The organism is Streptomyces sp. NPDC059499 (assembly GCF_042749285.1).
Lineage (GTDB): Bacteria > Actinomycetota > Actinomycetes > Streptomycetales > Streptomycetaceae > Streptomyces.
In genome coordinates, this window is record NZ_JBHYTT010000012.1 from 14,279 (window position 1) to 40,443 (window position 26,165).

General features: G+C 68.3%; 23 protein-coding genes. 9 read left to right on the forward strand and 14 right to left on the reverse strand.

Going from position 1 to position 26,165, the window contains the following annotated elements; genetic code table 11:
• Positions 1-45: 45 nt before the first annotated feature.
• From ACFW9O_RS25395 to ACFW9O_RS25410, 4 genes are all read right to left on the reverse strand, one after another.
• Positions 46-531 (reverse strand): hypothetical protein, encoded by a 486-nt coding sequence (locus ACFW9O_RS25395; protein ID WP_384612370.1) that lies wholly within the window; start codon positions 529-531, stop codon positions 46-48.
• A gap of 87 nt (positions 532-618) precedes the next feature.
• Positions 619-741, reverse strand: coding sequence for a hypothetical protein (locus ACFW9O_RS25400; RefSeq protein WP_384612372.1), 123 nt, complete (start codon positions 739-741; stop codon positions 619-621).
• Between the two features lie 98 nt (positions 742-839).
• Complete coding sequence (locus tag ACFW9O_RS25405) at positions 840-1,928, reverse strand: serine hydrolase domain-containing protein (RefSeq protein ID WP_384612692.1); 1,089 nt, start codon at positions 1,926-1,928, stop codon at positions 840-842.
• 5 nt (positions 1,929-1,933) lie between these two features.
• Positions 1,934-2,455, reverse strand: coding sequence for a pyridoxamine 5'-phosphate oxidase family protein (locus ACFW9O_RS25410; RefSeq protein ID WP_384612374.1), 522 nt, complete (start codon positions 2,453-2,455; stop codon positions 1,934-1,936).
• Between the two features lie 290 nt (positions 2,456-2,745).
• Between ACFW9O_RS25410 and ACFW9O_RS25415 the strand changes: the two genes are divergently transcribed.
• Entirely contained in the window at positions 2,746-3,261 is a 516-nt protein-coding gene (locus ACFW9O_RS25415; protein ID WP_384612376.1) for a GNAT family N-acetyltransferase, read from the forward strand.
• Between the two features lie 35 nt (positions 3,262-3,296).
• On the opposite strand, the gene ACFW9O_RS25420 is transcribed toward ACFW9O_RS25415, so the two are convergent.
• Positions 3,297-3,875, reverse strand: coding sequence for a restriction endonuclease (locus tag ACFW9O_RS25420; RefSeq protein ID WP_384612378.1), 579 nt, complete (start codon positions 3,873-3,875; stop codon positions 3,297-3,299).
• Positions 3,876-4,189: 314 nt separating this feature from the next.
• Between ACFW9O_RS25420 and ACFW9O_RS25425 the strand changes: the two genes are divergently transcribed.
• The 4 genes from ACFW9O_RS25425 (at position 4,190) to ACFW9O_RS25440 (ending at position 9,995) form a co-directional block, all read left to right on the forward strand.
• Positions 4,190-5,440 (forward strand): hypothetical protein, encoded by a 1,251-nt coding sequence (locus tag ACFW9O_RS25425; protein ID WP_384612379.1) that lies wholly within the window; start codon positions 4,190-4,192, stop codon positions 5,438-5,440.
• Positions 5,441-6,152: 712 nt separating this feature from the next.
• The gene (locus ACFW9O_RS25430) at positions 6,153-8,183 is read left to right on the forward strand and encodes a transglycosylase domain-containing protein (protein ID WP_384612381.1); all 2,031 of its coding nucleotides are present in this window, start codon (positions 6,153-6,155) and stop codon (positions 8,181-8,183) included.
• Between the two features lie 107 nt (positions 8,184-8,290).
• Complete coding sequence (locus ACFW9O_RS25435; RefSeq protein WP_384612693.1) at positions 8,291-9,565, forward strand: hypothetical protein; 1,275 nt, start codon at positions 8,291-8,293, stop codon at positions 9,563-9,565.
• Positions 9,566-9,683: 118 nt separating this feature from the next.
• The gene (locus ACFW9O_RS25440; RefSeq protein ID WP_384612383.1) at positions 9,684-9,995 is read left to right on the forward strand and encodes an NIPSNAP family protein; all 312 of its coding nucleotides are present in this window, start codon (positions 9,684-9,686) and stop codon (positions 9,993-9,995) included.
• A 162-nt stretch (positions 9,996-10,157) separates the two neighbouring features.
• Here ACFW9O_RS25440 and ACFW9O_RS25445 read toward each other — a convergent pair whose 3' ends face one another.
• The 5 genes from ACFW9O_RS25445 to ACFW9O_RS25465 form a co-directional block, all read right to left on the reverse strand.
• Complete coding sequence (locus ACFW9O_RS25445) at positions 10,158-10,322, reverse strand: hypothetical protein (protein ID WP_351174678.1); 165 nt, start codon at positions 10,320-10,322, stop codon at positions 10,158-10,160.
• 233 nt (positions 10,323-10,555) lie between these two features.
• Entirely contained in the window at positions 10,556-11,020 is a 465-nt protein-coding gene (locus tag ACFW9O_RS25450) for an Ig-like domain-containing protein (protein WP_384612385.1), read from the reverse strand.
• A gap of 224 nt (positions 11,021-11,244) precedes the next feature.
• Positions 11,245-12,249, reverse strand: coding sequence for an IPT/TIG domain-containing protein (locus ACFW9O_RS25455; RefSeq protein ID WP_384612387.1), 1,005 nt, complete (start codon positions 12,247-12,249; stop codon positions 11,245-11,247).
• A gap of 167 nt (positions 12,250-12,416) precedes the next feature.
• The gene (locus ACFW9O_RS25460; protein ID WP_384612389.1) at positions 12,417-13,160 is read right to left on the reverse strand and encodes an IPT/TIG domain-containing protein; all 744 of its coding nucleotides are present in this window, start codon (positions 13,158-13,160) and stop codon (positions 12,417-12,419) included.
• Between the two features lie 469 nt (positions 13,161-13,629).
• Entirely contained in the window at positions 13,630-14,334 is a 705-nt protein-coding gene (locus ACFW9O_RS25465) for a DUF4386 domain-containing protein (protein WP_384612391.1), read from the reverse strand.
• 118 nt (positions 14,335-14,452) lie between these two features.
• On the opposite strand from ACFW9O_RS25465, the gene ACFW9O_RS25470 reads away from it, so the two are divergent.
• Entirely contained in the window at positions 14,453-15,136 is a 684-nt protein-coding gene (locus ACFW9O_RS25470; RefSeq protein ID WP_384612393.1) for a TetR/AcrR family transcriptional regulator C-terminal domain-containing protein, read from the forward strand.
• A 196-nt stretch (positions 15,137-15,332) separates the two neighbouring features.
• Here the strand turns inward: ACFW9O_RS25470 and ACFW9O_RS25475 are convergent, their stop codons facing one another.
• The gene (locus ACFW9O_RS25475; RefSeq protein WP_384612395.1) at positions 15,333-16,292 is read right to left on the reverse strand and encodes a LysR family transcriptional regulator; all 960 of its coding nucleotides are present in this window, start codon (positions 16,290-16,292) and stop codon (positions 15,333-15,335) included.
• A 134-nt stretch (positions 16,293-16,426) separates the two neighbouring features.
• Between ACFW9O_RS25475 and ACFW9O_RS25480 the strand changes: the two genes are divergently transcribed.
• On the forward strand, positions 16,427-19,933 hold the full coding sequence (locus ACFW9O_RS25480) for a M28 family peptidase (protein WP_384612397.1): 3,507 nt from the start codon (positions 16,427-16,429) through the stop codon (positions 19,931-19,933).
• A 192-nt stretch (positions 19,934-20,125) separates the two neighbouring features.
• Here the strand turns inward: ACFW9O_RS25480 and ACFW9O_RS25485 are convergent, their stop codons facing one another.
• A complete protein-coding gene (locus ACFW9O_RS25485) occupies positions 20,126-21,664 on the reverse strand; it encodes a protein kinase (RefSeq protein WP_384612399.1) in 1,539 nt (512 codons plus the stop codon).
• Positions 21,665-21,981: 317 nt separating this feature from the next.
• Here ACFW9O_RS25485 and ACFW9O_RS25490 point away from each other — a divergent pair, with 317 nt between their 5' ends.
• Positions 21,982-23,670, forward strand: coding sequence for a hydrogenase maturation protein (locus tag ACFW9O_RS25490; protein WP_384612401.1), 1,689 nt, complete (start codon positions 21,982-21,984; stop codon positions 23,668-23,670).
• 19 nt (positions 23,671-23,689) lie between these two features.
• On the opposite strand, the gene hypB is transcribed toward ACFW9O_RS25490, so the two are convergent.
• Positions 23,690-24,487: a hydrogenase nickel incorporation protein HypB gene (gene hypB, locus ACFW9O_RS25495; RefSeq protein WP_384612403.1), complete on the reverse strand. Its 798-nt coding sequence runs from the start codon at positions 24,485-24,487 to the stop codon at positions 23,690-23,692.
• 2 nt (positions 24,488-24,489) lie between these two features.
• Positions 24,490-24,819: a hydrogenase maturation nickel metallochaperone HypA gene (locus tag ACFW9O_RS25500; protein WP_384612405.1), complete on the reverse strand. Its 330-nt coding sequence runs from the start codon at positions 24,817-24,819 to the stop codon at positions 24,490-24,492.
• 258 nt (positions 24,820-25,077) lie between these two features.
• Here ACFW9O_RS25500 and ACFW9O_RS25505 point away from each other — a divergent pair, with 258 nt between their 5' ends.
• Positions 25,078-26,133 carry a hydrogenase expression protein HypE gene (locus ACFW9O_RS25505; protein WP_351181648.1) on the forward strand — a complete coding sequence of 352 codons (1,056 nt, stop codon included), beginning with the start codon at positions 25,078-25,080 and terminating at the stop codon, positions 26,131-26,133.
• Positions 26,134-26,165 lie beyond the last annotated feature (32 nt).

The following is a 26,165-nucleotide window of genomic DNA, read 5'->3' on the forward strand; positions in this document are numbered from 1 at the left end:
TCGACGAGGACATGGATGCTGTGAACACTCGCCAGGCTGCGGTGCCTACGATCCCGAGCGCAAGCCCAGAACACTGTGCTCCACCGCGCCCGCGGGAAGATCTCTTCTCTCTGACGCCCGGGCGGTCAACTCCACGAGACCGGCCCGGAGGTCGGCGGCGGGCTCTCCAAGGATGATCGCGCTGATGATCAGTTCCATCATCAGACGGTCGTACTCGTCTCCCGTCCTCCGATAGCGCCCCGCGTCAGCCTCCACCACAGCAGAAGCGATCCTCATGCCCCCACCCATGACGGGGGCGAAGGACGCCTCATAGATGCCGCGACCGGTCCAACTCCGGTGCATGAAAAGGACATCGTCTTCGACGAAGACGTTCCACTTCTCATCCATGTCCCGGGCACGATATCCGCGTCGGATCCGGTCCCAGTCCTCGTCGGTCCAGACACGATCCGGCAACTGGGACACCGGCCGGGGCGTGCTGATCGGATGGAGGCGCCGGAACGACTCTCGGGTGAGCGGGACATCGGTGGTCATGGCGTGATCCTACGGCTGCACTACTCGAACATGACAGCGACTTACTGCCAAGAGCAACTGCCCTTGGCGGAATGCCTCGACGTGCCGTCAGTCGTCCCTGCGGACGGCGAGCTTGTCGATGCCGGACCGGTCCTGGAGGACGCTCACTCGCGAAGCCCGGGTCGATGCCGGTGGCGGATGCCAGAACACCGGGGTGACTGCCTCCCGCAAAGGCGAAGTGTTCACCAGCCCGTACTCGGCATCACCCGCCTGCACAACCTGGCCCTCACCGCGTAGCTCAAGCCTTTGCGGACATCTCGTGTCGATACTCAAGCGTGTGGGTCGGTCTCGGCTGTGATCACGTCTGCGAGTCGTTGCGCGGTGTTGAAGTGGGGTGTGAGACGTGTCTTGGTCATGGCGAAGGAGGTGCCTGTGGCTCTGTCGGCATAGACGTAGCTGCCGCCGCCACCGACCCAGCCGAATGTCGTGAGTGTCTCGTCCGGCCGAGCACCGATGCGGCCGAGGGGATAGCCCAGGCCCAGCCGTGCCTGGTTACCGAAGACCTGGTCGGTACCCTCGAAGGCCACCGCCGTCACCTCCTCGAGCTGGTGTGCACCGATGAGCCGACCGCCGAGCACCCCGGCGTGCATGGCAGCGATTCCCCGCGCAGTGAAGGTGCCGACCGACGGGATGTCCGCTTGCAGAATGTCGTGGCTGTTGCCCATGACCGCGGTCGGTTGCATTTCCCAGGGCGCAAGAATGGCATCGCTGTCGTGTGGGGCGACGGGACGCGGTGCGGAGTCTTCGAGTCGTGCCAACCGGGGCAAGTCGGTTTGGGGTACACCGAAGTACAGGTCACCCTGGAGGCCCAGGGGCACGGCGATCCACTCGTTCAGGAGTTGCCTCATCGGTTTGCCCGTGGCCCGGCGTGCGATTTCGCCGACGAGGAAACCGAAGGTGAACGAGTGGTACCCCGTCTTGGTCCCGGGTTGCCACCGCGGCTTCGCGTCGGCGATCGCGGCGCAAACCCGTGGCCAGTCGGTGAGGTCGGCAGGGCCGATCCCCCGAGGCATCGCCGGTACGCCCGCCGAGTGGGTCAGCACGTGTCGAAGAGTCGCCGTCCCCTTGCCGTGAGCACCGAACTCCGGCCACAGGTCGGCCACTGGTGTGTCGTATCCGACAGCACCGCTCCTGACGAGCAGATGAGCGATCAGCGAGGTCATGACCTTGCCGGCGGAGAAGCTGAAGAACAGGGTCTCCGGAGTCACCTTGCGCCCGGTACGACCATCGGCGACACCGGCGACCGCGTCGACATCACGAGCCCCGTGGTGGTAAACGGCAACCTGCAAGCCGGTTTCGGCTCCGGTCTCGACGAGTTCATCGAGGACACCTTGGACCAGTTGCTGAAGTGGGGGCATCCCGGTCACTGGCTCGGCCACGTGTAGCGAGTCTGGCTGGACGTCGGTAGCTTGCCGAAAGCGAATCCGACAGTCGGCGCAACTCGATAGAGCCTTGTGTCGCCGGCGATGACGGCTTCGCCCAACCCGTACCAGGTACCCTCGGGGCTGGTCAGATGCGCACCGTACTTCCGCTCGAAGTCCGCGACAGCCTGTTCACGCTCGGAGCGCCCATCCACGACGGCTGCGACACCCTCGATGACCACGTCCACACCGGTCAAGGCATTCGTGCCGGTCGTCAACACACAGCGGGGATTACGTTCAAGGTTTCGCGCCTTGCGCTCCTGGCCGCCCGTGGTAAAACACATGCCCCCCAGACTCCACACCGCCAGCAACGGCGTCACGTGGGGGCCCGCGTCAGGCCGCACCGTAGAAAGCCAGAACACCTCCGCCTCACCGAGGACCGCCATCGCCGACGCCCACGACGTCGCTCGCGCGTCCGGGGACGAGAACGGCCCCAGCACGGCATCCGGTTCGTTGTCCAACATGGTCACATCCTCGATGAAGCATCCTCAGCCAACCAATACTCGTGAATCAGCGCCAACAGGTCGGCCCGTCATGTCCTCCGGTAGGTCTTACGTGTGGTCTTCAGATGACGACCTGTACTCGCCAGGAAACTCATCGGTCTGCGCGTGAAAGCCGCCATGGCCGATTCTTTCGCACAACAGCATTCCGGCACCGCAACCAACGCCACGAATCCTCTGAGGGCGGTTGGTGAGTTGATGTCCAATTCCGGCCAAGTCCGCGCAACACATCGGGCGGATGACACACTGAACAGATGATCGAGGATCTTCCTGCCGGCCTGACGGCTCGGCACCTTTCCAACGACGACCATTTCCGGGTACTCGCCGTACTGGACCGTTGGTGGGGTGGCCTCAAAGGGAGGGCAGGCTCGACGGAACGGGCGCTGCTTCTGCCCCAGCTGTACTTCCAGCATTTCACCACGACCAGTTTCCTGGTCGAACACGACAGTGGAGAGGTAGCCGCCTTCCTGATCGGCTTCCTGTCGCAGACGCAGCCCGATACCGCCTATGTGCACTTCGTCGGCGTCGACCCGGCACTGCATGGTCAAGGCATCGGGAGCGCCCTCTACCAGGCCTTCTTCGCGCTCGCTCAGTCCCATGGGCGCCGTTACGTGCACTGCATCACCAGCCCTGAGAACGACGCCTCGCAGGCGTTTCACACGCGGCTCGGTTTCGCGGCCTCAGCGGTGCAGCCGGACTACGACGGCCCCGGGCTCGATCGCGTGGCGTTCACCATCGATCTCTCCGCGGATCCGGCGGCAATCCGCTAGCGGAACGGGCCCCAGTTCGGCACGGCGAGCTCCTGTCAGTCGTGGTCGGGGTGGAGCTTGCGGTTGGTGCCCGAGCGGCCGATGTCCAGGTCCAGGAACGAGGTCAGTGGGGTGCCGCTGTTCCAGAAGCCGAGCAGATCGACGTCGATGAGGCACAGGCCGTGCCGGGCAGCGAAGGCGCGGGCCGGTTTGGTGAAGACGCAGGAGGCGACGAAGACGGGGGCGTCAGCTCGATGCTCCGCTCTCGCGGTGCCGTTGAAAGTCTGCAGGTCACGGCTACCCACGGTGCGGTGCCTGGCGTAGCGTTTGCACTGGATCACGAGGCGTCGACCATCCGGGAGGCGGCCGGTCACATCCGCGCCCAGGTCGCCGGCCCCGCCGACACGCTTCACGTCGGTGCATCCGTCCCGGCGGCACAGCTCGGCAACGTACTCCTCGAACTGTCGGTCGTTCATCGCCCAGACGGTGTCCAGCGACCGGCGCGCCTGCCGCCGCGCCTGCTCAGCAAGCCGGGCCTCCTCCGCCTGTGCTTCGCGTCGCCCAGCACGCACCAGGCCTGTGGTAACGACCGCGGCCACCGCAACGGCTAACGCCACCAGCAGAACTGTCCCCATGTGTTGCCCCTCCCCTGCCGGAATGTGTCGCCCGGTTACTCCCCACCGGGCGGGAGGTCCAGACGCCAGGCGAGCCAGGCAGAAGTACGTATGGAAGCCCGCCTTTCCCCCCGCGAGCCAAGGACAGTGCGGGCCCTTGCCCTCCGGAGACCGGTGATTTGCGTGATGCCCTGTCGCACGGTTCCCGCTCTAATCGCCAAGGACCGTTCGGGAGGCTCCGTCCGGCCGTCCGGAACGAACACCTCTCGCGCACGCGCCCGCCACGACGAAGCGCCGGAGCGGACGACCGGCGCAGCCTGGAAAGGACATCGGACATGTCTCACCTCAGCCGACGCCTGCGGACAGTCAGCGCAGTTGCCGCCTGCACGATGGCCGTAGTCGCCACCGACGCCTCAACGACCCCCGCTTCAGCAGTCGCCCCCGTGTACAGCGAGGGCTTCTCCAACGGACTCGGCACCTTCACCGCCTCCGGATCCGTCAGCACCGGCACGTACGGCGCCCGGCTGAGCGGGTCGCTGCGCTCCGACCCGACCCTGACGTCCGCATCCATCGACCTCACCGGATACAGCGACGTGAGGGTGTCGTACACCCGCGCCGCGTCCGGTCTGGACCTCGGTGAGTCCTTCGGCGCCGCCTACTCGGTGGACGGGGGCGCCTACACCGCGCTGGAGTCGGCGCGTTCCGCCACGGGCAGCGTGTCCTTCCCTCTGCCTGCCTCGGTCGCGAACCGTACGCTGCGGCTGCGGTTCTCCCTGGACGCCAACAGCGCCCTGGAGACCCTTACGGTCGACGACGTGCTCGTCGAGGCCGAGGCCGGAGGGGGCCCTACCGACCCCCCTCCCGGTTCCCTGCCTCCCGTGACTGATGTGACGGCGCCGGGGCCGTACGCCGTGACCATCGACAGCACCGCGGGCCCCGGCAACGACGGGTGGCTCGTGTACCCGACGAACGCCGGCCAGAACGGCGTGAACCACCCGATTCTCGTCTGGGGTCCGGGAGCGGGGTCAGACCCCGCGGACTACGAGGACATGCTGCGGCAGTGGGCGTCGCACGGCTTCGTCGTCTACAGCGAGGTCTCCTCCAGCAGCGGCGACTACATGGTCGATGCCCTCGACTGGCTGGAGGACCAGAACGCCGCCTCCAGCAGCCCGCTGTACCAGGACCTCGACACCTCCGAGGTGGCATTCGGGGGCCACTCGCGCGGGTCGATCGGTACGTTCGACGTGGCCGACGAGCCGCGGCTCGAGACCACCCTCCACGTGGCCGGCGGCTCCTTCGACGGGAACGGCCCGGCCGGTCTGCGCAACCCTGCTCTCTACGTAGGCGGCGACGAGGACTTCGCCACCGCGAACATGGAGCGTGACTACGCCAACACCGCCGTACCGGTGTGGTTCAACGTTCTCGACGGCACTGACCACATCCAGGCCACCCGCAACGGCCAGCACATCATCACCGCCTGGCTGCGCTGGCACCTCGCCGACGAGGAGTTCCGGCGCACGGAGGACTTCCTGAGCCCCGCCTGTACCTTCTGCGGCCTCGGCAACGTCGGGTACAAGAACTGGTGACCCCGAGGTGAAGCGGTCGCTGCCGCCCCGCTGTTCAACGACGACGGCGAGACGGTAGCGACCGTTCCGTGTCTGCTCAGAGCCGCAACCACCAGCAGTCGCCACGGCCGAGCCCGAGGTCCGCCGGTGCCCGGACTCGTCCTGCCGATGAACCCTCACCATTTGCTCATGCACCCCTTCCTGGCCGTCGTCCGCGCGGATGCGCACGCTGCGCACGCCCGCTGTCCCCACGCCGGACGGACTCGGAGCGCGCGAGTCCGTCCGTGCCCTGGCCGGAAGGCCGGAAAGGCCGGAGCCGCGCGCCTGATGAGTGACTCCGAGAAGGAACAGCCGCAGGGGCCTGTTATCTTTACGTGACTTTCCGACGCGACTCTCGGTCAAGCTTTGGCCTAGGGATGCGCCGGAATCGTGAGGATGGGGCATGTGCCTACGTCTTCCGCGTGGTTCCGTCCGATCAGCTGCCCCATGGGCTGAACCCGAGGATGCGCATGACCTGTAGTCCCACCGAACAGTGTCCCGCCTTACGTCCCGTCAGCAGCCGGAAGCCACAGCGCAGGGCGCGCCGTTGGGCCACCCGCGTGCGGTGACGCCCTCCAGGAGCCCCCGGGCGGGGCGGCCACGCATGCCGGGACAGGCGAGCGCAAGACCACTTCACACGTAAGGGCGCGGCCGCGGTGAGCGAGCCGGGCCAGGACTTTCATGGCTGGGCGGTATGACGAAGCATCACACATTAGGTTCGATCGTTCGTGCCGTGCGCAAAGCACCGCTCCGGGGAGGGGGAGGCCGCAGAAGGGAGTCCGGGCCGCGCTCGCGACTGAGCCTGCGGCCGGACTATCCGCGGGCCGGCCGGCACCGATGGCGAAGATGGGTGCCCTCGTGGCGGCTCTCTCTCGCGTCGTTCCTCATCTGCACAGCCGCACTCACGACCGTGGTGGGCGTCGCCTATGCCCGTACGGACCTGCCTGAGGACCTCAACTCGTTCGCCACCCAGCAGGACACCGTCTACTACTGGGCCGACGGCTCCCCCATGGCCCGTACCGGCTGGGTGAGTCGCCAGGAGATGCCCCTGTCGAAGATTCCCGAGTCTGTCCGGTGGGCCGTACTGGCGGCTGAGAACGCCAACTTCTACTCGGACCACGGCATTTCGACCAAAGGGATCAGCAGGGCACTGTGGCGCACTGTGGGCGAGGGCGACACCCAGGGCGGATCCACCATCACCCAGCAGTACGTCAAGAACGTCTATCTCTCACAGGACCAGTCCTTTTCACGCAAGTTCACCGAGATGCTCCTCGCGGTCAAGCTGGACCGCCGGCTGAGCAAGGACACCATCCTCGAGGGGTACCTGAACACCAGCTGGTTCGGGCGTGGAACCTACGGTCTGCAACGCGCCTCGCAGGCGTATTACGGCAAGGAGGTCACCCAGCTCAATGCGAGTGAGGGTGCTTTCCTCGCCTCCCTGCTCAAGGGGGCCTCGCTCTATGATCCTGCCGTCGATCCCGACAACCGGCAGCGCGCCATCAAGCGCTGGAGCTGGACGCTGGACCGTATGGTGACGATCGGCAGGCTGAGTCCGGCCGAGCGGGCTCGGTACACCACCTTTCCCGAGCCCAAGGCACCTCCCAGGCCGAACAACGCGGGCGGGCAGGACGGTTATCTCGTCGCGCTCGCCGAGTCGTACGCCAAGCGCGCGGGTCATATCCCCGACTCCCGTTTCGATCTGGGTGGTTACCAGATTTACACGACGTTCGAGAAGCGACGGACGGCAGCCCTCACCACGGCCGTGCAGCAAGCCCGCGAAAGGCTCGATCCCCGGCACCGCAAGGCCGACCGGAACACCCGCTTCGGGGCGGCCTCGGTCTCGCCGGACGGCCGGATACTCGCCGTCCACGGCGGACCGGACTTCCAGAAGCAGGCTTTCAACGAATCCAACGCGAGTACCGTGCCCGCCGGATCGGCCTTCACCCCGTTCGTCTACGCCGCCGGCCTCGAGTACGGGGTATCGCATCAGCGCGGTGGTCCCCGCACCCCGCTCACCCCCTCGACCCCTTACGACGGCGACGACGGCCTTCCGGTCATGACGCCGGAGGGACCCTACTGGGACCGCTCGGGCAAGATGATCAAAGGCCACAACGAGGGCGATCGCTCCTACGGCCGCATCGGCCTGCACGACGCCTTGGCCCGGGGCGTGGACGCACCGTTTCTCCAGCTCGGCATGGACGTGGGCCTGGACCGGGTCCGCCGCATCGCCGAGGGCTCCGGGCTGCTCGCGTCCAGCTTCGGGCCCCCCGTCCCCGCGTTCTCCCTGGGCAGCTCCACTCCCAGCGCCATACGCATGGCCAACGCCTACGGGACGTTCGCGGCTCACGGTTCGCACACCACTCCGTATTCGGTGGCCAAGGTCACCCGCAACGGCGAGTCGGTCCCGCTGACCCGCCCGAAGGCCAGCCGCGCCATGAGACCCGCCGTGGCCGACGAGATCACCGCCTCCCTCGCCCGAAGCGGGACGGGTGCCGACACCTTCGCAGCGCCGTTCTCCGGGAGAGCCGGAACGACACAGGACCAGATGGCGCACTGGTACGTCGGCTACACGCCCGAGGCGTCCACCGCCGTCGTCACGTACCGGATGAACCTGACAAAGAGCCTCGCACCGCTATCACTCAAAGGGCTCGGAGGCGACCCGGCGGCCGGCAGGGACTTTCCGGCCCGGATCTGGACCAGCTACATGAAGGCCGTATCCAAGTGACCGAACGAGACCAGGGCCGGCAGGACACCGGACAACACGACAACCGCCGCGGAGCATCACGCCCGACGATGGCCGAACGCGCCGCGATACTCGCCGACCGGACCGGCATGAACCGAATAGGGATCCGGATCCGCACCCGTCCCGGTGCCACCGCAGGACTGGTGGTCTGCCTCGCCACCTCGCTCTGCGCGGCCCTCGTACTGTTGCCCTCCGGCGGCGCATCCGACGATGCGACGCCCCGCGAGGCCACCAGGACCGCTGCCGAGCCGAAGCCCCCCGCCCGGCAGAAGCGCGCCGACGCGAAGAAGGCCGATACGGAGAACTGGGACGGGAAGGTCAGGATCCTGGGAGACGGCTCCACCTCCTACACCGGTCCGCAGCCCCGTCAGCTCAAGCCCGAGAGGCTCAAACCGGGTCAGAAGCCACCCCAGTTCGTCGTGTTCTCGTGGGACGGCGCACTGGAGGGCGACGACCGGATGTTCTCCCGCTTCCGGCAGGTGGCGAAGGAGAGCGACGCCCACATGACGTTCTTCCTCACCGGTATCTACCTCCTCCCGGAAGAACGCAGCAGCCTGTACCTGCCGCCCCAGCACAAGGCCGGAGCCGCGGCCATCTCCTATCCCACACGCGAGCACATCCGCATGACGCTGGAGCAGCTCGGTGGGGCGTGGAAGGACGGCAACGAGATCGGGTCGCACTTCAACGGCCACTTCTGCGGGAAGAAGGGAGGCGGCGACTGGAGCACAGCGGAGTGGACCCAGGAGATCGACGCGTTCTACTCCTTCGTGCAGAACTGGAAGACCAACACCGGCTACCAGGACCTGGATCCTCTCCCGTTCGACCCGACCCGCGAGGTCGTCGGCGGGCGGGCACCCTGCCTGGAGGGCCAGAAGACGCTGCTCCCCGCCACCAAGGCTTTCGGGTGGCGCTACGACGCGAGCTCGCCCGGCGATTTCCAGATCTGGCCTTCGAAGAAGGACGGCATCTGGAACCTCCCGCTGCAGATGCTCCCCTTCCCGGGCAAGGACTTCCAGGTCCTCTCCATGGACTTCAACTTCCTCTACAACCAGTCGGACGGCAGCACCGAGGGTGACCCTGCGCGGTACGGGCACTGGCGCGAGCAGGCCCGGGACGCCTATCTCGCCGGTTTCGAAAGGGTCCTGCACGGCAGCCGCGCGCCGATGTTCATCGGCAACCACTTCGAAGACTGGAACGGCGGGATCTACATGGACGCCGTCGAGGACGTGATGCGCAACATCTGCCCCCGCAAGGAGGTGAGGTGTGTGTCCTTCCGTGAACTGACCGACTGGCTCGACGCACAGGACCCCGACGTGCTCGCCCAGTGGCGAACCCTCGACCCGGCTCAGCCGCCCGGCTGGTAGCGCTGAGCAGACCCGCCCCGGGACCGGGTGACCGGGGCGGGGTGGCCTGGGGCCCGCTGCTCGACAGGCACGTCTCTCAGACGTGCGGCCGTCCTGGAGACCGCTGCATCATGTAGGCATGATCACCATTCATCTGACGTACGAGATCGACGCCGACAAGCTCGAGGACTTCGAGGAATACGGGCGCCGCTGGGTCGGGCTCGTCAACCGATTCGGCGGGACGCACCACGGCTACTTCCTGCCGAGTGAGGGCGACAGCGACATCGCCTACGCCCTCTTCTCGTTTCCCGGTTTCGCCGCGTACGAGCAGTACCGCACGGACAGCATGTCTGACCCGGAGTGCCAGGAGGCGTTGGAACTAGCTCGTCGCACGCGCTGCATCAAGCGGTATGAACGGCGCTTCCTCCGGCCACTCGACGGCGTGGCCTAGGCCGGCGGAGGTGCGGGGTGTGACCGTGATGCGCTGCGCGGCGCGCCGGTGACAGCGGTGGAGGCTCAACTGTTCGTCGATTGACGTCTTGTTCCGGCGACGGCGGCCGGGCATGAAGGACGCCCGTCACCCGGGTGGGTGGCGGGCGCCGGTGCTGCTCGGTCAGTGCGCGTGTTGCGGTGCGACGGCCCAGGCGTACGCCTCGGCGAGGGTCTTGAGGACACCAGAGGTCTGCTCGGGGCGATCGGCGTCCAGCTGGTCGGCAACCTCCTTGATCTTCGTGAGGATCGCTTCCTGCGCGTGCTCCTGGGGGGAGCGGGTGGTCATCGCGGCGCCTTTCGACGTAGGGCGGCTGGGCTGTCTCCGTCTTGCGTTCGGGGGGCGGTTCGTTGCGCAGCCCACTCGCCTCCGCTTCGGCTGCACCGGGACCTGCGCGTTCTCACCCGTCCAGCCGACCTCGGACGTCCGGCCCAATGGGGTGTTCCCGATCGGACGGACGAGGGGTGCCAGGGGGTGCCACAGCCCGTGGCACCCCTCGTCCAGCGGTAGGCGGGCCGGGCTCACTTGTGGACGCGCGTCACGTTGTTGCTGTTGACGTTGATGTCGTTGTGGACGTCCCCGGCCTGGAAGTCGATCAGCCCGCACAGCAGGCACCCTGGCTTGTCGGCCGGAGGAGCCGGGGCTCGGGACACGGTGACGGTGGTTTTGCTGCTCGAAGCGCCGCAGGTGTCGTCGCCGTTGTAGGCGGCGGTGATGTCGTGTGTTCCGGTCGTCGTGAAACCGGTGGTCAGTGAGGAGCGTCCGTCGGCCGAGACGGGTGCGGTCGCGAGGAGATTCGGACCGTCGAAGAACGACACGCCGAGGCCGTCGCTCGGGTCCGAGGTGCAGGTCACCGTCGCGTCGAGGGTCACCAGTTGTCCGGTCGTCGCGGGTGAGGGCGTGGCCTGGACCGCGGTCGACGACGGATCGAGAGCTGCAGCCGATGGAGCAAGGGACAGCAGCGTGGCCGCCGCCACGGCGATCACGAGTCCGACTTTGCGTGCAAGACACGCTTTCACTGGGGTCCTCCTCGGTCTGATCGTCAGACGGGGTTCGCCTGACCGGACCGTGACCTTAGGCCCCATGTGACGGCATGCGTCGTAGGCGCGGGCCCCGGCGGGCCCACCTGAGTCATCGGCTCGCTCGAATGGGTCGGAACGGGCCGGTGACGCAGGGCGCGGTCCGGTGGGCGCCGGTGCCGTGGCACCGGCTAGATCGCGGGAGGCGCGACGCGCTGGTAGGCGAGCGAGTTGCTGGTGCCGCCCGACGTCGTGACGCTCACCGGTACCGAACCCGCCGGCCCTGCCGGCGCGATCGCGATCGCGGTCGTGTCGGACACCACGGTGAAGGCCGCCGGCACGGTGCCGAAGTGGACCGCGAAGGTCGTGGTCAGCCCGGTACCTGTCAGGGTCACTGCGGCGCCCGCGCCCGTCGGCCCCTGTGCGGGCGAGAGCGTGGTGAGCGCCGGCGCCGGCAGATAGGTGTAGATGACGGAGTTGCTGGTGCCGCCGGGACCGGTGACGGTGCACGCGACGGAGCCGGTGCCGGACGGGGTGACGGCGGTGATCTGGGTGGCGGAATTGACGGTGTACGAGGTCGCGGGGGTGCTGCCGAAGGTGACCGCGGTGGTCCCGGTCAGGCCGGAGCCGGTGAGGACCACACTGGTCCCGCCGGTCGCCGCTCCCCCGGCGGGCGAGACGGACAGCAGCGAGGGCGCGTTGAGGTAGTAGAAGAACACCGGGCCCGAGGTGCCACCGACGGTGGTCGCGGTGACCGCCACCGCGCCGGTGCCGGCCGGAGTGACGGCGGTGATCTGGGTGGCGGAGTTGACGGTGTACGACGTCGCGGGGGTGCTGCCGAAGGTGACCGCGGTGGTCCCGGTCAGGCCCGTGCCGGTGAGGACGACGCTTGTCCCGCCGGACGTCGAACCCTGATTCGGTGCGATCGCGCTGAGGGTCGGCGTGGGTGCGTAGGTGTAGGCGATCGCGTTGCTGAGGCCGCCGGGGGTGCGCACGGTGACGTTGACCGTGCCGGTTCCGGGCGGGACGGTCGCCGTGATCGTCGACGGGGTGTTGACCGCGTACGACAGGGCAGCCGCGGATCCGAACGTGACGGCGATGGCGCCGGTGAACTGGCTTCCGTTCAGGGTCACGGGATTGGTGCCCGCCGCGGGACCCGTACTGGGTACGACCGAGGTGAGGACGGGAGGGGCCACGGTGACTCCAAGGGGTGTGGTCGGCCTGTCTGGGGCCGCGAGCTGGGGGTCCCGGAAGCGGTGCGGGCGGGCGCACGCGAGACCGCACCGCTTCCGCTTGGCACGAGCCGGTGGACCGGAGCGGGCCGGAACCGTGAGCCGTGCGCGTTCGAGTGTCCGAGATGCCGTCAGATACCGGGTCCGGACACGTAGGTGAAGCTGTTGCTGAGGGTGGCGCTACCGCCCTCGGTGGTCACGACGACATTGACGGAACCTGCGGTGCCGGGAGGGGTGACGGCCACCAGCGTGGTGCTGTTCAACACTGCGAAGGACGCGGTGATGCCGTCGAAGGTGACGCCCGTGGTCGACGCGAGGCCGGTGCCGTTGACGGTCACCGAGGTGCCGCCGGACGTTGACCCCGAGGTGGGTGAGAGCGAGACCAGTGTCGGCGCGTCGGCGTAGGCGTAGGTGAGCGGAGCGGTCGTGCCTCCCGTGGTGGTGACAGTGACGGCGATGGAACCGCTGGAGCTGCCGGTCGGGACTACCACCGACAGCTGGCTGTCCGAAACGACCGTCGGGGTCGCGCTGTTGGAGCCGAAGGACACGGTGGTGGCCGTGGAGAGGCCGTAGCCGTTGATGGTGACCGTGTTGCCGCCCCCGGTCGGGCCGCCGTCCGGGACGAGGGACACCGCGATCGGTGGGCTGATGTAGAAGAAGGAGAGCGAGTTGCTCGTGCCTCCCGCGGTCGTCACGTTGACGTCAACGACGCCGCAGCCCGCGGGGTTGATGATGCTGATCGAGGTCGGCGTGTTCGCGGTGATCGTGGCTGTCCGGGACCCGAAGTGGACCGCGGTGGCACCGGCCAGGTTCACGCCGGTGATGGTGATGGTTGTTCCCCCGCTGGTGGAGCCTTGGTTGGGACTGATGGGCATGAGGGGTTCCTCCTCACTCGGAAGTCTTCTCCGAGCAGCGACTGGGTGTTCGCTGGGTGTTCCGATCCACGGACGTCCCGAACCGGCCCAGGCCGACATGTCCGGCCGCTGCCAGATGGGGATGTGCGGAGGCCCGTCCGGACGGGATGAGTTCAGTCCCGGGAGGGAGGCGTGCCCGCGGGGACTCGATGGATCATCGCCCCATTGGTGCAGACACCTGAATTGACCCATCGGAGTGATTCCCCTACCAAGCGAATTGACGAGGTATCAACCGTTTGGCGGAGCGCGGCAGGCGTACGGCAGCGCGTTCCGGTGGTACGCGGTCACCTGCCGGGACATCACGAACGTGGAGGGCCGGGCAACGGCCGGTGCACTACGGCGAAAGCCACCGAGCCACATCGGAGACACTCGTCCACGACTCACACGAGTGCTCGCCCCGGACGGCACCGGCATCGGGCTCAGGTCGGTCTCACCGATGGACACGTACCGGATCAGCCACGTCTCCGTCTGCAGGGGACTCGGCGCCTGAGCCGGGCCCGAACCCCCTGACGATCAGCCACCCTGCCAGCCCCAGCTCCCACGCGAACACCGGGAGCGCGGCGGCCGAGCCGGCCACGGAAAGCTGCGCGTAGGCCCCGAACATCACGGCGACGGCCGAGGCGCAGATCAGCGGCCCACCGATCAGCCCGAGCACGGCGATGAAGCGCGGCACGAGCCGTGCGCGGTACGCCAGGTAGGCGAGCAGGACGGTGTTGAGACCGAGGGCGATGTTGGGCCCCAGCAGGAACGTCCAGTCGTGCACGGTGGCCAGCGCGACGTCGGCGCCGGCGGCAGCCCCCGCATCCCGCCGGAGGGTGACGAGCGCCAGGACCGCGACGATCCCGAGTGCGATGACGGCCGCTTCCAGCAGCCGCCCGAAGGCGTACCCGAGCGCGAGCCCCTCGCCGTGGCGCCGCAGGACCGGGAACAGCGCCGCCCCCGTACCGGCGACCGCCACCACCAGCACCACCTCGCAGAGCGCCCCGAGCAGCGCCTGCGTGTCGGCGCCCTGCGGCAGTCGGCCGTCCGCCGCGCCCAGCAGGGGGCGGTACAGGACCGCGCCGGCTATCGCGGCGACCTCGGTCAGCAGGAACAGTGACCCGGCGGCCACCGCGGTTCTTCGGTCCGGACTCATCTTCTCGGTACCCCTTGCTCGACGGTGGTGTACGCCGTACACCTGACGAAAACGATAGGTGTACGGCGTACACTCGTCAAGGAGGAGCGCCACCGAGGACGGAAGGGGCCGAACCGGAATGACCCGGCAGGAAGCCACGCACCCGCAACGGATCCCCCTGAACAGGGATCGCGTCCTGCGCGCCGCCGTCTCGCTCGCCGACGCCATCGGCATCGAGGCGCTCAGCATGCGCAGGCTCGCGCAGGACCTGGACGTCGTACCGATGGCCCTGTACAAGCACGTGGCCAACAAGGAGGAGTTGCTCGACGGTATGGCCGACGCCGTCGTCGGCGAGATCGATCCGCCGGCCGCGGGCCCCGGCTGGCAGCACGTGGTCCGCGGCCGGATCCTTTCGGCCCGACGCGTCCTGCTGCGCCACCCTTGGGCGGCCCGGGTCATCGCGTCGCGGACCGGCCCCACCCCGGCCATGCTCGCCTACCTGGACTCGATGGCCGGGACCTTCCGGGACGGCGGCCTCTCCGCCGACCTCACGCACCACGTCATGCACGCGATGGGCAGCCGCCTCCTCGGCTTCAGCCAGGAACTGTTCGACACCTCGGGCCCTTCCGGCCCCCCGGACCCCGGGCTGGCGGAGCGTTACCCGCACATCGCTGAACTGGCGGCGACGGCCGCACACGACGGAGCCTCCACGGTCGGTGGCGGCTGCGACGACCAGTTCGAGTTCGAATTCGCCCTGGACATCCTCCTGGGCGGCTTCGAAAGCCTCCGACGCCAGGGCTGGACGTCCACGCGGAGGGCGTAGCAGGGCCTACAGATACTTCGCTCCGTGCGAGCGGCTCCAGGACTGCGCTGAGGAACGACGCCCCGCGGGCCGGGAGACCGTCTTCAGGGAGTCTCCCGAGGCTCGCTGCCTCGAGCCGCACCGCCCTTCTCCGAACGAAGGCTACGACTGACCGCCCGGGTGAGGCCGCTTCGACGCCGCCACAGGGTTGCGCACCTCATTCAAGTGCCGGATGCAGCTCCGGGCGGGCGTCCCACCAGGTCCGGTGGAAGGGGTTGTTGTCCACATTGGCCAGGTACGCGCGGGCAGCCGCCCGGTACAGGAGTTCCGCCTGCTCCGCCGAGACCGTCGAGCGGTTCCAGGCCAAGCGGATACGGCCGGTGATCGGCGTGCCGACGAGGGGGCGCAGGACGGTGCCCTGGGCGTACGGGGCCGTCGGCTGGCTGAGCGAGATCGCGCGGCCCGCGGCGATCAGCCCGTAGTGCATCTTGCGGTCGGTGATCCGGTAGCGCAGTGACGGTACGAACCCGGCTTTCGCGCAAGCTTCGACCAGCGCTTCGGGTCCGCCGTCGTCGTCTTCGACCAGGGTCATCCACGACTCGTCGGCCAGGTCCGCGAGGTCGATGGACTCCCTTTCCGCGAGGGGGTGTTCGGCCGACATCCGGATGCAGAACGGTTCCTTGGGAATCAAGGTCCTGCCCATCACCCCGGCGGGGAGCGGGACTTCGTGCTCGTTGACCTCGCCGTACGCGACGGCGTCGTACTGCCCCGCTCCGAGCATACGGAGCAGCGCGGTCGCCGAATGTTCCAGATCGACGGTGATCTCCTGCCCCGACATGGCCAGATCCGTCTGTTCCAGTAATCCGTCGATCAGCACCAACAGGATGCAGCCCAGCCGTAGCGGCCTGCCCGTGACGAACGCGCGCGACTCCGCTCCCAGCGCGTCCATCTCGTTGAGCACCCTGCGGGCCTTTCCCAGCACGAACTGGCCGAGCGACGTGGGCTCCACCCCGTGCCGGGTGCGCACGAAGAGCTCGCCGCCCGCCACCCGTTCGATACGGCGCAGCTGCGCGGAGAGCGCGGGCTGTGACACCCCGAGGCGGCGCGCCGCGAGACCCAGGCTGCCCGCCTCCGCTATCCGGCAGACGGCCTCCAGATGCCTCAGTTCCAGCTGCATTTCAGCAGCGTACGCAGCGTGCCGCCGTCGCACCATAACTCGCGTCTTATGCCCGGCGGGATGTCCCTCAGCGGTCATGCTCACGCCCATACTCGGCGGCGACGAACCAGTCTCCCCCACGCTTTGGAGCCCCGATGAAACGAAGAACGGTGACGGCCGGCCTGACACTGGCCATGCTCGCCGGGCTGACAGGCACCTCGGTCGCCCAGCAGACAGAAGCCCCGGCGAGCAGCGCCGACGCACGCACGACCCCGCTCTCGAGGGCGGTCGCCGCAGCGGACCGTGCCGTCGACAGCGGTCTCGACTCCCTGGTGAACTCCTCGCAGGAACAGTACGAACGGCGCCTCGTCACCCCCTGGGTGAAGGGCCTCTACTCCGTCGCCTACGAGCGCAGCTACCGCGGTCTGCCGGTCGTCGGCGGCGACGCGGTCGTGCTGGCCGACGGCGACGGTGACGTACGCGCCCTGCAGTCGGCATCCTCCACGCGGATCGACGTGGCGACCGATCCGGTCCTCACCGCGAAGAAGGCCGAAACCCTCTCGCGGGCGAAACTGGCGAAGGTCGACAAGGTCCGCAGCAGCCGGCTGGTCGTCAGACTGGACGGGGCCAGGCAGACCCTTGCCTGGGAAACGGTCCTCTCCGGCCGTACGGAGAAGGCGCCCAGCAGACTTCACGTCTACGTGGACGCCCGGACCGGCAAGGTCATCGCCACGCACGACGACGTCGTCGCGGGCAGCGGCACCAGCAAGTGGAACGGTCCGGGACCCCTCGCCATCGACACCACCAACTCCGGCGGGAGTTACAGCCTCCGCGACCCGAACCGGGCCGGGCTCAGCTGCGCGGACTACAGCACGGGCACCGTCTTCTCGAAATCGTCGGACTCCTGGGGCACGGGGAACCCCACATCCAAGGAGACCGGCTGCGTGGACCTCATGTTCGCCGCGCAGAAGCAGTGGGACATGCTCGGCCAGTGGCTCGGCCGCAACGGGGTCAACGGCAGTGGCCGCTCCTTCCCCGCCAAGGTCGGCCTGCCCGAGATGAACGCCTACTGGGACGGCAATCAGGTCACCATCGGCCGCAACAGCGCCAACGAGTGGATCGCCGGAGCGGACGTGGTGGCCCACGAGTACGGGCACGCCATCGACACCACCACCCCGGGCGGCACCAGCGGTCAGGAGTCCGGACTCGGCGAGGGCACCGGAGACATCTTCGGCGCGCTCACCGAGGCGTACATGAACCAGCCCTCGCCGTACGACGTCCCTGACTACACCGTCGGCGAGGTGATCAACCTCCAGGGCCGGGGACCGATCCGGAACATGTACAACCCGCCGGCCGTCAACAACGACCCGGCCTGCTACAGCTCCGCGATACCCGGCACCGAGGTGCACGCGGCGGCCGGACCGCTGAACCACTGGTTCTATCTGCTTGCCGAGGGCACGAACCCGGGCGGCGGGAAGCCGAACAGCACCACCTGCAACCAGACCACCCTGACCGGCGTCGGCATCCAGAACGCCGGAAAGATCTTCTACGGCGGGATGCTGCTCAAGACCAGCAGCATGTCCTACAAGAAGTACCGCACGGCGACCCTGAGTTCGGCCAAGTCACTCGACCTCGCCACCTGCGGGCTCTTCCAGAAGACCAAGGCCGCGTGGGACGCGATCAGCGTGCCGGCCCAGGCCGGTGACCCGACCTGTGCACCGACCGGGCAGAACAGCGACTTCTCCCTGGCTCTGAACCCCTCGGCCGGCACCGTCCAGCAGGGCGGCTCGGTCACCACATCCGTGGTCACCAACACCACCACGGGCACAGCCCAGTCGGTGACCCTCTCCGCCACCGGTCTGCCCTCCGGAGTGACCGCCTCCTTCAACCCGGCCACGGTCCAGTCCGGCCAGTCCTCGGTCCTGACCCTCTCCGCGGCCACCACCGCCGCGCCCGGCGCGTCCACCGTCGTCATCAAGGGGCAGGGCACATCGCTCGCGCACACCGTCGACTACACGCTCAACGTCGGTGGAACACAGCCCGGCACCGACCCGCCGAACATCTCCGTCACCAACGTCCAGGCGCACCTGACGCAGTTCGGCACGATCGCCGCGCAGAACGGCGGCCACCGACGGGCGGGCAGCGGGGGCTACACCCAGTCACTCGCCTATGTGAAGGGCAAGCTGCAGGCGGCCGGGTACACCGTCACCGAGCAGACCTGCTCCACCTGCACCTACCCGTCCAACAACCTGATCGCCGACTGGCCCGGCGGCCCCGCCGACCAGACCGTCATGTTCGGCGCGCACCTCGACGGCGTGGCGGCGGGCCCCGGGATCAACGACAACGCCTCGGGCTCCGCGGCCCTGCTGGAGAACGCGCTCGTCCTCGCGCAGAAGAACCCGACCATGACGAAGCACGTGCGCTTCGCCTGGTGGACGGACGAGGAACAGGGCCTCAACGGCTCGGAGTTCTACGTCAACCAGCTCAGCAGCGCCCAGCGCACGGCGATCAAGGGCTACTACAACTTCGACATGGTCGGCTCCACCAACGCCGGCTACTTCATCAACAACGTCAACTCCACGACCTCCGCCCCGCTCAAGGCCTACTGGACCTCTCTGAACCTCGCACCCGAGGAGAACGTCGAGGGCCAGGGACGCAGTGACGACGCGTCCTTCCAGGCAGCGGGTATCCCCACCTCCGGGTACGCGGCCGGTGCGAGTGCCCGCAAGACCTCGGCGCAGGCGGCCAAGTGGGGCGGCACGGCCAACGCCGCCTATGATCCCTGCTACCACAGCTCCTGCGACACGACGAACAACATCAACGCGACCGTCCTGGACCGCAGTGCGGACGGTGTCGCGTACGCAGTCTGGAAGCAGGCCGTCGGCAGCGACGTCCCGTCGCAGGACTTCTCCCTCTCCACCAGCCCGTCCTCCGGCAGCGCCGCACCGGGTGGCAGCGTCACCTCGGCGGTGAACACCACCACCGTGAGCGGCAGCGCGCAGACCGTCGCGCTCTCTGTCTCCGGCGCGCCGAGCGGCGTGACCGCGACGCTGAGCCCGTCCTCCGTCCAGTCGGGTAACTCCTCGACCCTCACCGTACAGATCGGGGCCGCCGCCCAGCAGGGCACCTACACCCTGACGGTCACCGGTTCCGGAACGGTGAGCCACAGCACCACCTACACGCTCACCGTCGGCGGGGGCGGCGGCACATGCACCGCACGTCAGCTCGTCGTCAACGGTGGCTTCGAGAGCGGCACCAGCCCGTGGACGGCCACCTCGGGCGTCATCACCAACCAGGCGGGCCAGCCATCGCACGGCGGGTCCTACAAGGCGTGGCTGAACGGTTGGGGCACCGCCCGCACGGACAGCGCCGCGCAGTCGCTGACGATCCCGTCGGGCTGCGCCACTCACCGGCTGTCGTTCTATCTGCACATCGACACCGACGAGACCGAGAACATCGCCTATGACACCTTCACCGTGTCGGTCGGCGGCCGGACCCTGGCGACGCTGTCGAACCTGGACGCGAACACCGGATACGCACTGAAGTCCTACGACGTCTCCGAGTTCGCCGGACAGACGGTCACCCTGAAGTTCAACGGTGTGGAGGACCAGTCCCTCCAGACCTCGTACGTCGTGGACGACGTCACCCTCCAGGTGAGCTGATCCGCGACACCTCCGGATGACCGACGACCGGCGTCCGTCCGGGCCTCACGGCCCGGCCGGACGCCGGTCCGCTCCGTGCGCGGCCCGGGTTCGGCGGTTCGGCCGACCGCCCTGCTCCGCAGAAGGGCGGAGACGACCTACGGCTGGCAGTACTCCGCCGATCCGCTCGCCGGCATCGACCCACTCGCTGCTTCAGGCGGGTGGCTCCTTCAGGTCAAGCACCTGTTGGTAGAGCCGGCGGGCGCGTTCGTGGTCCCCGGCGTCGCGTTCCACGTCCGCCCAGTACAGGAGTACATCGGCCCTCTGCTCAGGCGGACCCTCGGCCTCGGTGCTCTGCTGAAGCAGCCTACGGGCCTCCCCCAGATTCTCGGCCCACACCTCCACCACGGCCAGGTTCCACGACGCTGCCATGACGATGCCCCACTGGCCGGAGTCGATCGCCTGCCCGAAGAGGCCGCGCGCGAACTCCCTGTTTCCCGCATCTCTTTCCAGCAGCCCCCAGCAGTTGAGCGCCCAGCTCTTGTGCCAGAGAGGACCGGTCGCAATGACTTCCTGGTACAGCCTGCGCCCTTCGTCCAGATTTCCTGCCTGAGTCTCATGCCAGCCCAGGCCGTTACGCGCGTCAGCCGTCTGTTCAGGTGTGCCGCCGGCATCGATGGCCTGCTGGAACAGCCTGCGCCCCTCGTCCAGACTCCCTGCGTCCACCTCCAGATTGGCCAGGCGGAGCAGCGCGTTGACATGGCGGAGCACCTCCCGTCCAGGCTCGCGATCATTCAGCCGCCCCCGGTCGGCTGCGTCCGCCCCGCCCGCCTCGGGCTCCGGCTCCGGCTCCGGCTCGGGGAAGACCGTGTCGTCCCGCGTCGGAGTGACGACGTCACGCTCGGCAATCATTGTGGTGAGGGTGGGCGGCAGCCAGGAGATCCCCGTCCCCTCCGAGACGACCACCTGGTCAAGGATCTGTTCGACGGTCGGACGTCGCGAGGCGTCCTTGGCCAGGCAGTCCGCTACCAGCGAGGAGAGGGCCGCAGGCAGCCCTGCCAGGTCTGGGCGCTCGTGCACGACCCGGTAGTTCACCGCGTGCGGGACGCCCGCTCCGAAAGGAAGGCGGCCTGTCGCCGCGTAGGCGATCACGACGCCGAGTGAGAACACGTCGGACATCGGCCCTGCGCGATTTCCCAGAAGGTGCTCCGGAGCCATGAAGCCGGGCGTCCCGATGGCCACTCCCGTGCCGGTGAGGTGCGTGTCCTCAACCGCCCGCGCGATGCCGAAATCAATCAACCGGGGACCGTCCGCTGCCAGCAGGACGTTCCCCGGCTTCAGGTCACGGTGCACCATCTCGCAGCTGTGTACGGCTGCCAGTCCTTCCGTAAGCCCGGCGGTCAACAGCCCCAACGCGGGCTCCGGCAGCGGACCGTGTTGCCCGACGGCCTGTTGCAACGAGGGGCCGGGAATGTAGGCGGTGGCCATCCACGGCGGATCGGCCGAAGAATCTGCGTCTACGACGTGTGCGGTGTAGAAGCCGCCGACCCGCTGTGCAGCCGCTACTTCGTGCGCGAAACGCCGTCGGAAGCCGGCGTCCATGGCCAGCTCCGGCCGTACCACCTTCACCGCCACCGGCCGACTGCCACGGGAACGGCCCAGAAACACCTGCCCCATCCCGCCCCCACCCAGCCGCTTCAGCAACCGGTACGGCCCGACCATCCGCGGATCCCCGGCCTGCAACTCCTCCATACTGCCCCCTTCACTCACAGAACCTCCGCGCCCGACCCGCAGGACGCGAAGCCCTCGCAACCCGCAACCCGCAACTGTGCCGAAAATGACCGCCGCTACCCAGGACGCCACAACTGCCCCGACAGTTCTCGTGCCGGCAGCCACGAAGGTCGGAGAGACCAGGTGTTCGCGCAGAAGGCGCCGTGGCAGGGCGCTCCCGGAACAGGATTCTCACTTTCGAGTGAATCTCGGCATTCTCAGGCCCGTTGGGTCCCCGTGAGTACGGATACACGTTCACGCTCGCTCCGAACGGACCCCAGCCACCGGGAGTGATCGCCATGCATATCCTGCTTCTCGCGAGCGCCTTCAACAGCCTCACCCAACGCGTGCAGGCCGAACTCAGGGACCACGGGCACTCGGTGGCCGTGCGGCTCGTGCACGAGGACACGGGCGGCTCCGTCCGGGATGCCGTCCGCCAGGAGAATCCGGGCCTTGTTGTGGCGCCCTATCTGAGGACCGCGATTCCCGAGGACGTGTGGTCGCTCCACACCTGCCTCATCGTCCATCCCGGGCCGGTCGGCGACCGCGGGCCCTCCTCCCTCGACTGGGCCCTCCACGAGGGCACGGACCGCTGGGGTGTCACCGTGCTGCAGGCGAACGCGGAGATGGACGCCGGAGACGTCTGGGCGTCCGTTCCCTGCGTGCTGCCCCCGGTGGGCAAGAGCGACCTGTACCGCAACGAGGTCTCGGACGCCGCCATGGCGGCGGTGCTCCTGGCCGTCGAGCGCTTCGCTTCCGGGACGTACAGGCCGACGCCGCAGGACGCGGGAGCAGGCCCGCGCTGCCGACCGTTGTTCCGCCAGTCACTACGGCGCATCGACTGGCAGTCGGACTCCACCTCCACGGTTGTGCGCAAACTCAGAGCGGCTGACTCCCAGCCCGGTGTGCTGGACGACGTCATGGGCGACGAGTGGTTCCTGCACGGCGGGTATCCCGAACCCCGGCTGAGCGGGCGCCCGGGGGAGATCGTGGCCACCCGTGACGGTGCCATCTGCCGGGCGACCGTTGACGGCGCGGTGTGGATTCCCGAACTGCGGCCCCGGCGGGCGCCGGGCGGTCCGGCCACCTTCAAGCTCCCCGCCACCGTGGCGCTGTCCGGGCGCTTGTCCGCCGTGGCTGCGCGGCCGGCTCCGCTGCACCGCAACGGTCACGAGGACACGTGGGCCGAGATCGGTTACCGGGAGGAGGCGGGCGCCGGCCTTCTGTCGTTCTCGTTCCGCGGTGGCGCAATGAGTACGGAGCAGTGCCGGCGGCTGCTGCGCGCGTACCGGTTCGCCTGCTCCCGGCCCACTTCGGTACTGGTCGTCGGGGGCGGCCGGGACTTCTTCTCCAACGGCATCCACCTCAATGTGATCGAGGCGGCGGCCGATCCGGGCGCCGAGTCCTGGGCCAACATCAACGCGATGGACGATCTGGTGGAAGCGGTGCTGACAACGACGGACCGGCTCGTCGTCTCCGCGGTGGCCGGAAACGCCGCGGCAGGCGGGGTGATGCTGGCCCTGGCCGCCGACGAGGTGTGGTGCAGGGCGGGCGCGGTACTCAATCCGCACTACCGCCTGATGGGGCTGTACGGGTCGGAGTACTGGACGTACTCGCTGCCGCGGCGGGTGGGGGCGGCCGCGGCCGAGCGGCTCATGCAGGACGCGCTTCCGGTCAGCTCCGCGGCCGCCCACGGACTCGGGCTCGTCGACAGAGTCATCGCGTGTGCACCCACGGCGTTCGACTCCGAGGTCGGCGCCCTGGCGGCCCGCCTGGCCGCGATGCCCGCGACGCAGTCCCGTGTCAACGCCAAGAAGGCGGAGCGGGACCGGGTCGACCTGGCACCGTACCGTGCGGCCGAACTCGACCGGATGCGGCGCATCTTCGAGGACCAGCACCACCCGTACCACGGGCTGCGCCGGGCGTTCGTACGCAAGGAAGGCCCCGCATCCGGTTCTGCGGCCCGGCCCCCACGCCCCCGGGACTGATCGCGGCCCGGCGCGGCTGCTACCGCTGTTCGGCGAGCCAGTCGTACCACTGGGCGAGGCCCGCGCCGGTGGTCGCGGAGACCGTCAGCACACGTACGGCCGGATTGACCGAGCGTGCGTGGCGAGCGCACTGCTCGACGTCGAAGTCGACGTAGGGCAGCAGATCGGCCTTGTTGATGAGGATCAGGTCGGCCGCCGCGAACATGTACGGATACTTCAGTGGCTTGTCGGTACCCTCCGTGACCGAGATGATCACGACCTTGCTGCGCTCACCCAGGTCGAACAGGGCGGGGCACACCAGATTCCCGACATTCTCGACCATGAGCAACGAGCCCGCCGCCGGGGACAGCGCCGTGAGGGCGTCCTGCATCATCTCCGCGTCGAGATGGCATCCCGCCCCGGTGTTGACCTGTACCACGGCGCAGCCCGTACTCCTGATCCGGTCGGCGTCGAGTCGGGTCTCCTGGTCGCCCTCGATGACGGCCACCGGCCGGCGGCCGCCCAGATCGGTGATGGTGCGTTCCAGGAGCGTCGTCTTGCCTGCCCCCGGTGAGCTCATCATGTTCACGGCCACGACCCCGCGGTCGGTCAGCCAGGCGCGGTTACGTTCCGCGACAGCGTTGTTCTTGGCGAGTACCTTCTGCTCGATGGTGACGGTCTCACCGGTGTCGTTCGACCGCGCACGCTCGTGCGGGTGCGGGTGCGGGTGGGTGTGCGGGTGGGTGTGCGGATGCGGATGGTCGGGTGCATCGTCCTCCCGCAGCATCACGATCCTGGTTCCGCCGGACTCCTCGGAGCAGCCGCACGTAGCGCACATGTTCAGCCCACTTTCATGGAAACGATCTGCAGTTCCTGTCCCGATGTGATCTCCACATCCGCACTGCCGCAGGGGCACAGCAGAATCAGGTCGGCCAAGGTGAATTCGACGGTGCAGGTGCGGCAGCGGCCCGTGCCGGGGGGCTGGTCGATCTCCAGCCGTGCCCCCTCGGCGGTCGTTCCCTCCGTGACCAGCCCGAAGCAGAAGCGCATCGCGTCGGGCACCACGGCGGTGAGCACGCCCACGCGTACGCACACCGAGTGGACCGGACGCCCCGCGGCGCGCTCGCACACCGCGTCGACGACACTCTGCGTGATGGCCAGCTCGTGCACGGCTGCCACCTCCTTCCGCGGATGGCTCCGACTGTAGGGGCACGAGGCGGCCGCGAGGCCGACGGACCGGCCCGATCACACGGCCGCATCACCCGAGCAGCCCCCCGTCATGAGGTCGTTCGGTCCCTGAATTGCGGCAGGTGATGGATGTGCCGTGTTGCCGGAATCGTCGGATCGAGGCGTGATGGTAGCAATGTGCGTATTCCCATCCGTGGGGCCAACGGCCGCTGGGCCGTCATTCTGAAAGGCGGCAGTGCCATGCCGACAGAGGAAGCGGTAAAGGCGGAGGACACCTTGATCCATGTTCTGTGGATCAACGCGGGGCTGAGCTGCGACGGAGATTCTGTCTCTCTCACGGCCGCCACCCAGCCGAGCATCGAGGAGATCGCCCTGGGCGCCCTTCCGGGGCTTCCGCAGGTCGCTGTGCACTGGCCGCTCATCGATTTCGAGTGCGGGCCCAACGGCGGCGCCGACGATTTCCTCGAGTGGTTCTTCAAGGCGGACCGCGGCGAACTGGAACCGTTCGTCCTGGTGGTCGAGGGATCGATTCCGAATGAGCGCCTGCACGACGACGGGTACTGGTGCGGTTTCGGCAATGACCCGGCCACGGGCCAGCCGATGACGACCAGCGAGTGGCTCGACCGGCTCACTCCGAAGGCAACCGCGGTCGTCGCGGTCGGCACCTGCGCGACGTACGGCGGCATCCACGCCATGGCGGGCAACCCCACAGGCGCGATGGGAGTCCCCGACTACCTGGGGTGGGACTGGAAGTCCAAGGCCGGAATCCCGATCGTGTGCGTCCCCGGGTGCCCGATCCAGCCGGACAACCTGTCGGAGACGCTGACCTATCTGCTCTACATGGCCACGGGCCAGGCGCCGATGATCCCGCTCGATGACGCGCTGCGACCGACGTGGCTGTTCGGATCGACGGTCCATGAGGGCTGCGACCGGGCCGGCTACTACGAGCAGGCCGACTTCGCGACGGAGTACGGCTCACCGAAGTGCATCGTCAAGCTGGGCTGCTGGGGGCCCACGGTCAAGTGCAATGTGCCCAAGCGGGGCTGGATGAACGGCATCGGCGGCTGCCCAAACGTCGGTGGCATCTGCATCGGCTGCACCATGCCCGGGTTCCCGGACAAGTTCATGCCGTTCATGGACGAACCTCCCGGCGGGAAGCTCTCGACGAACGCGGTCGGCCTGTACGGGGCGACGATGCGGCGCCTGCGCAACATCACGACGCACACCTTGGACCGCGAACCGAAATGGCGTAAGCCGGGCCGCGAACTCAAGACCGGTGCCACACGCACCTGGTAATTGACCGCGCAATCACCGCAACGGACAGAAAG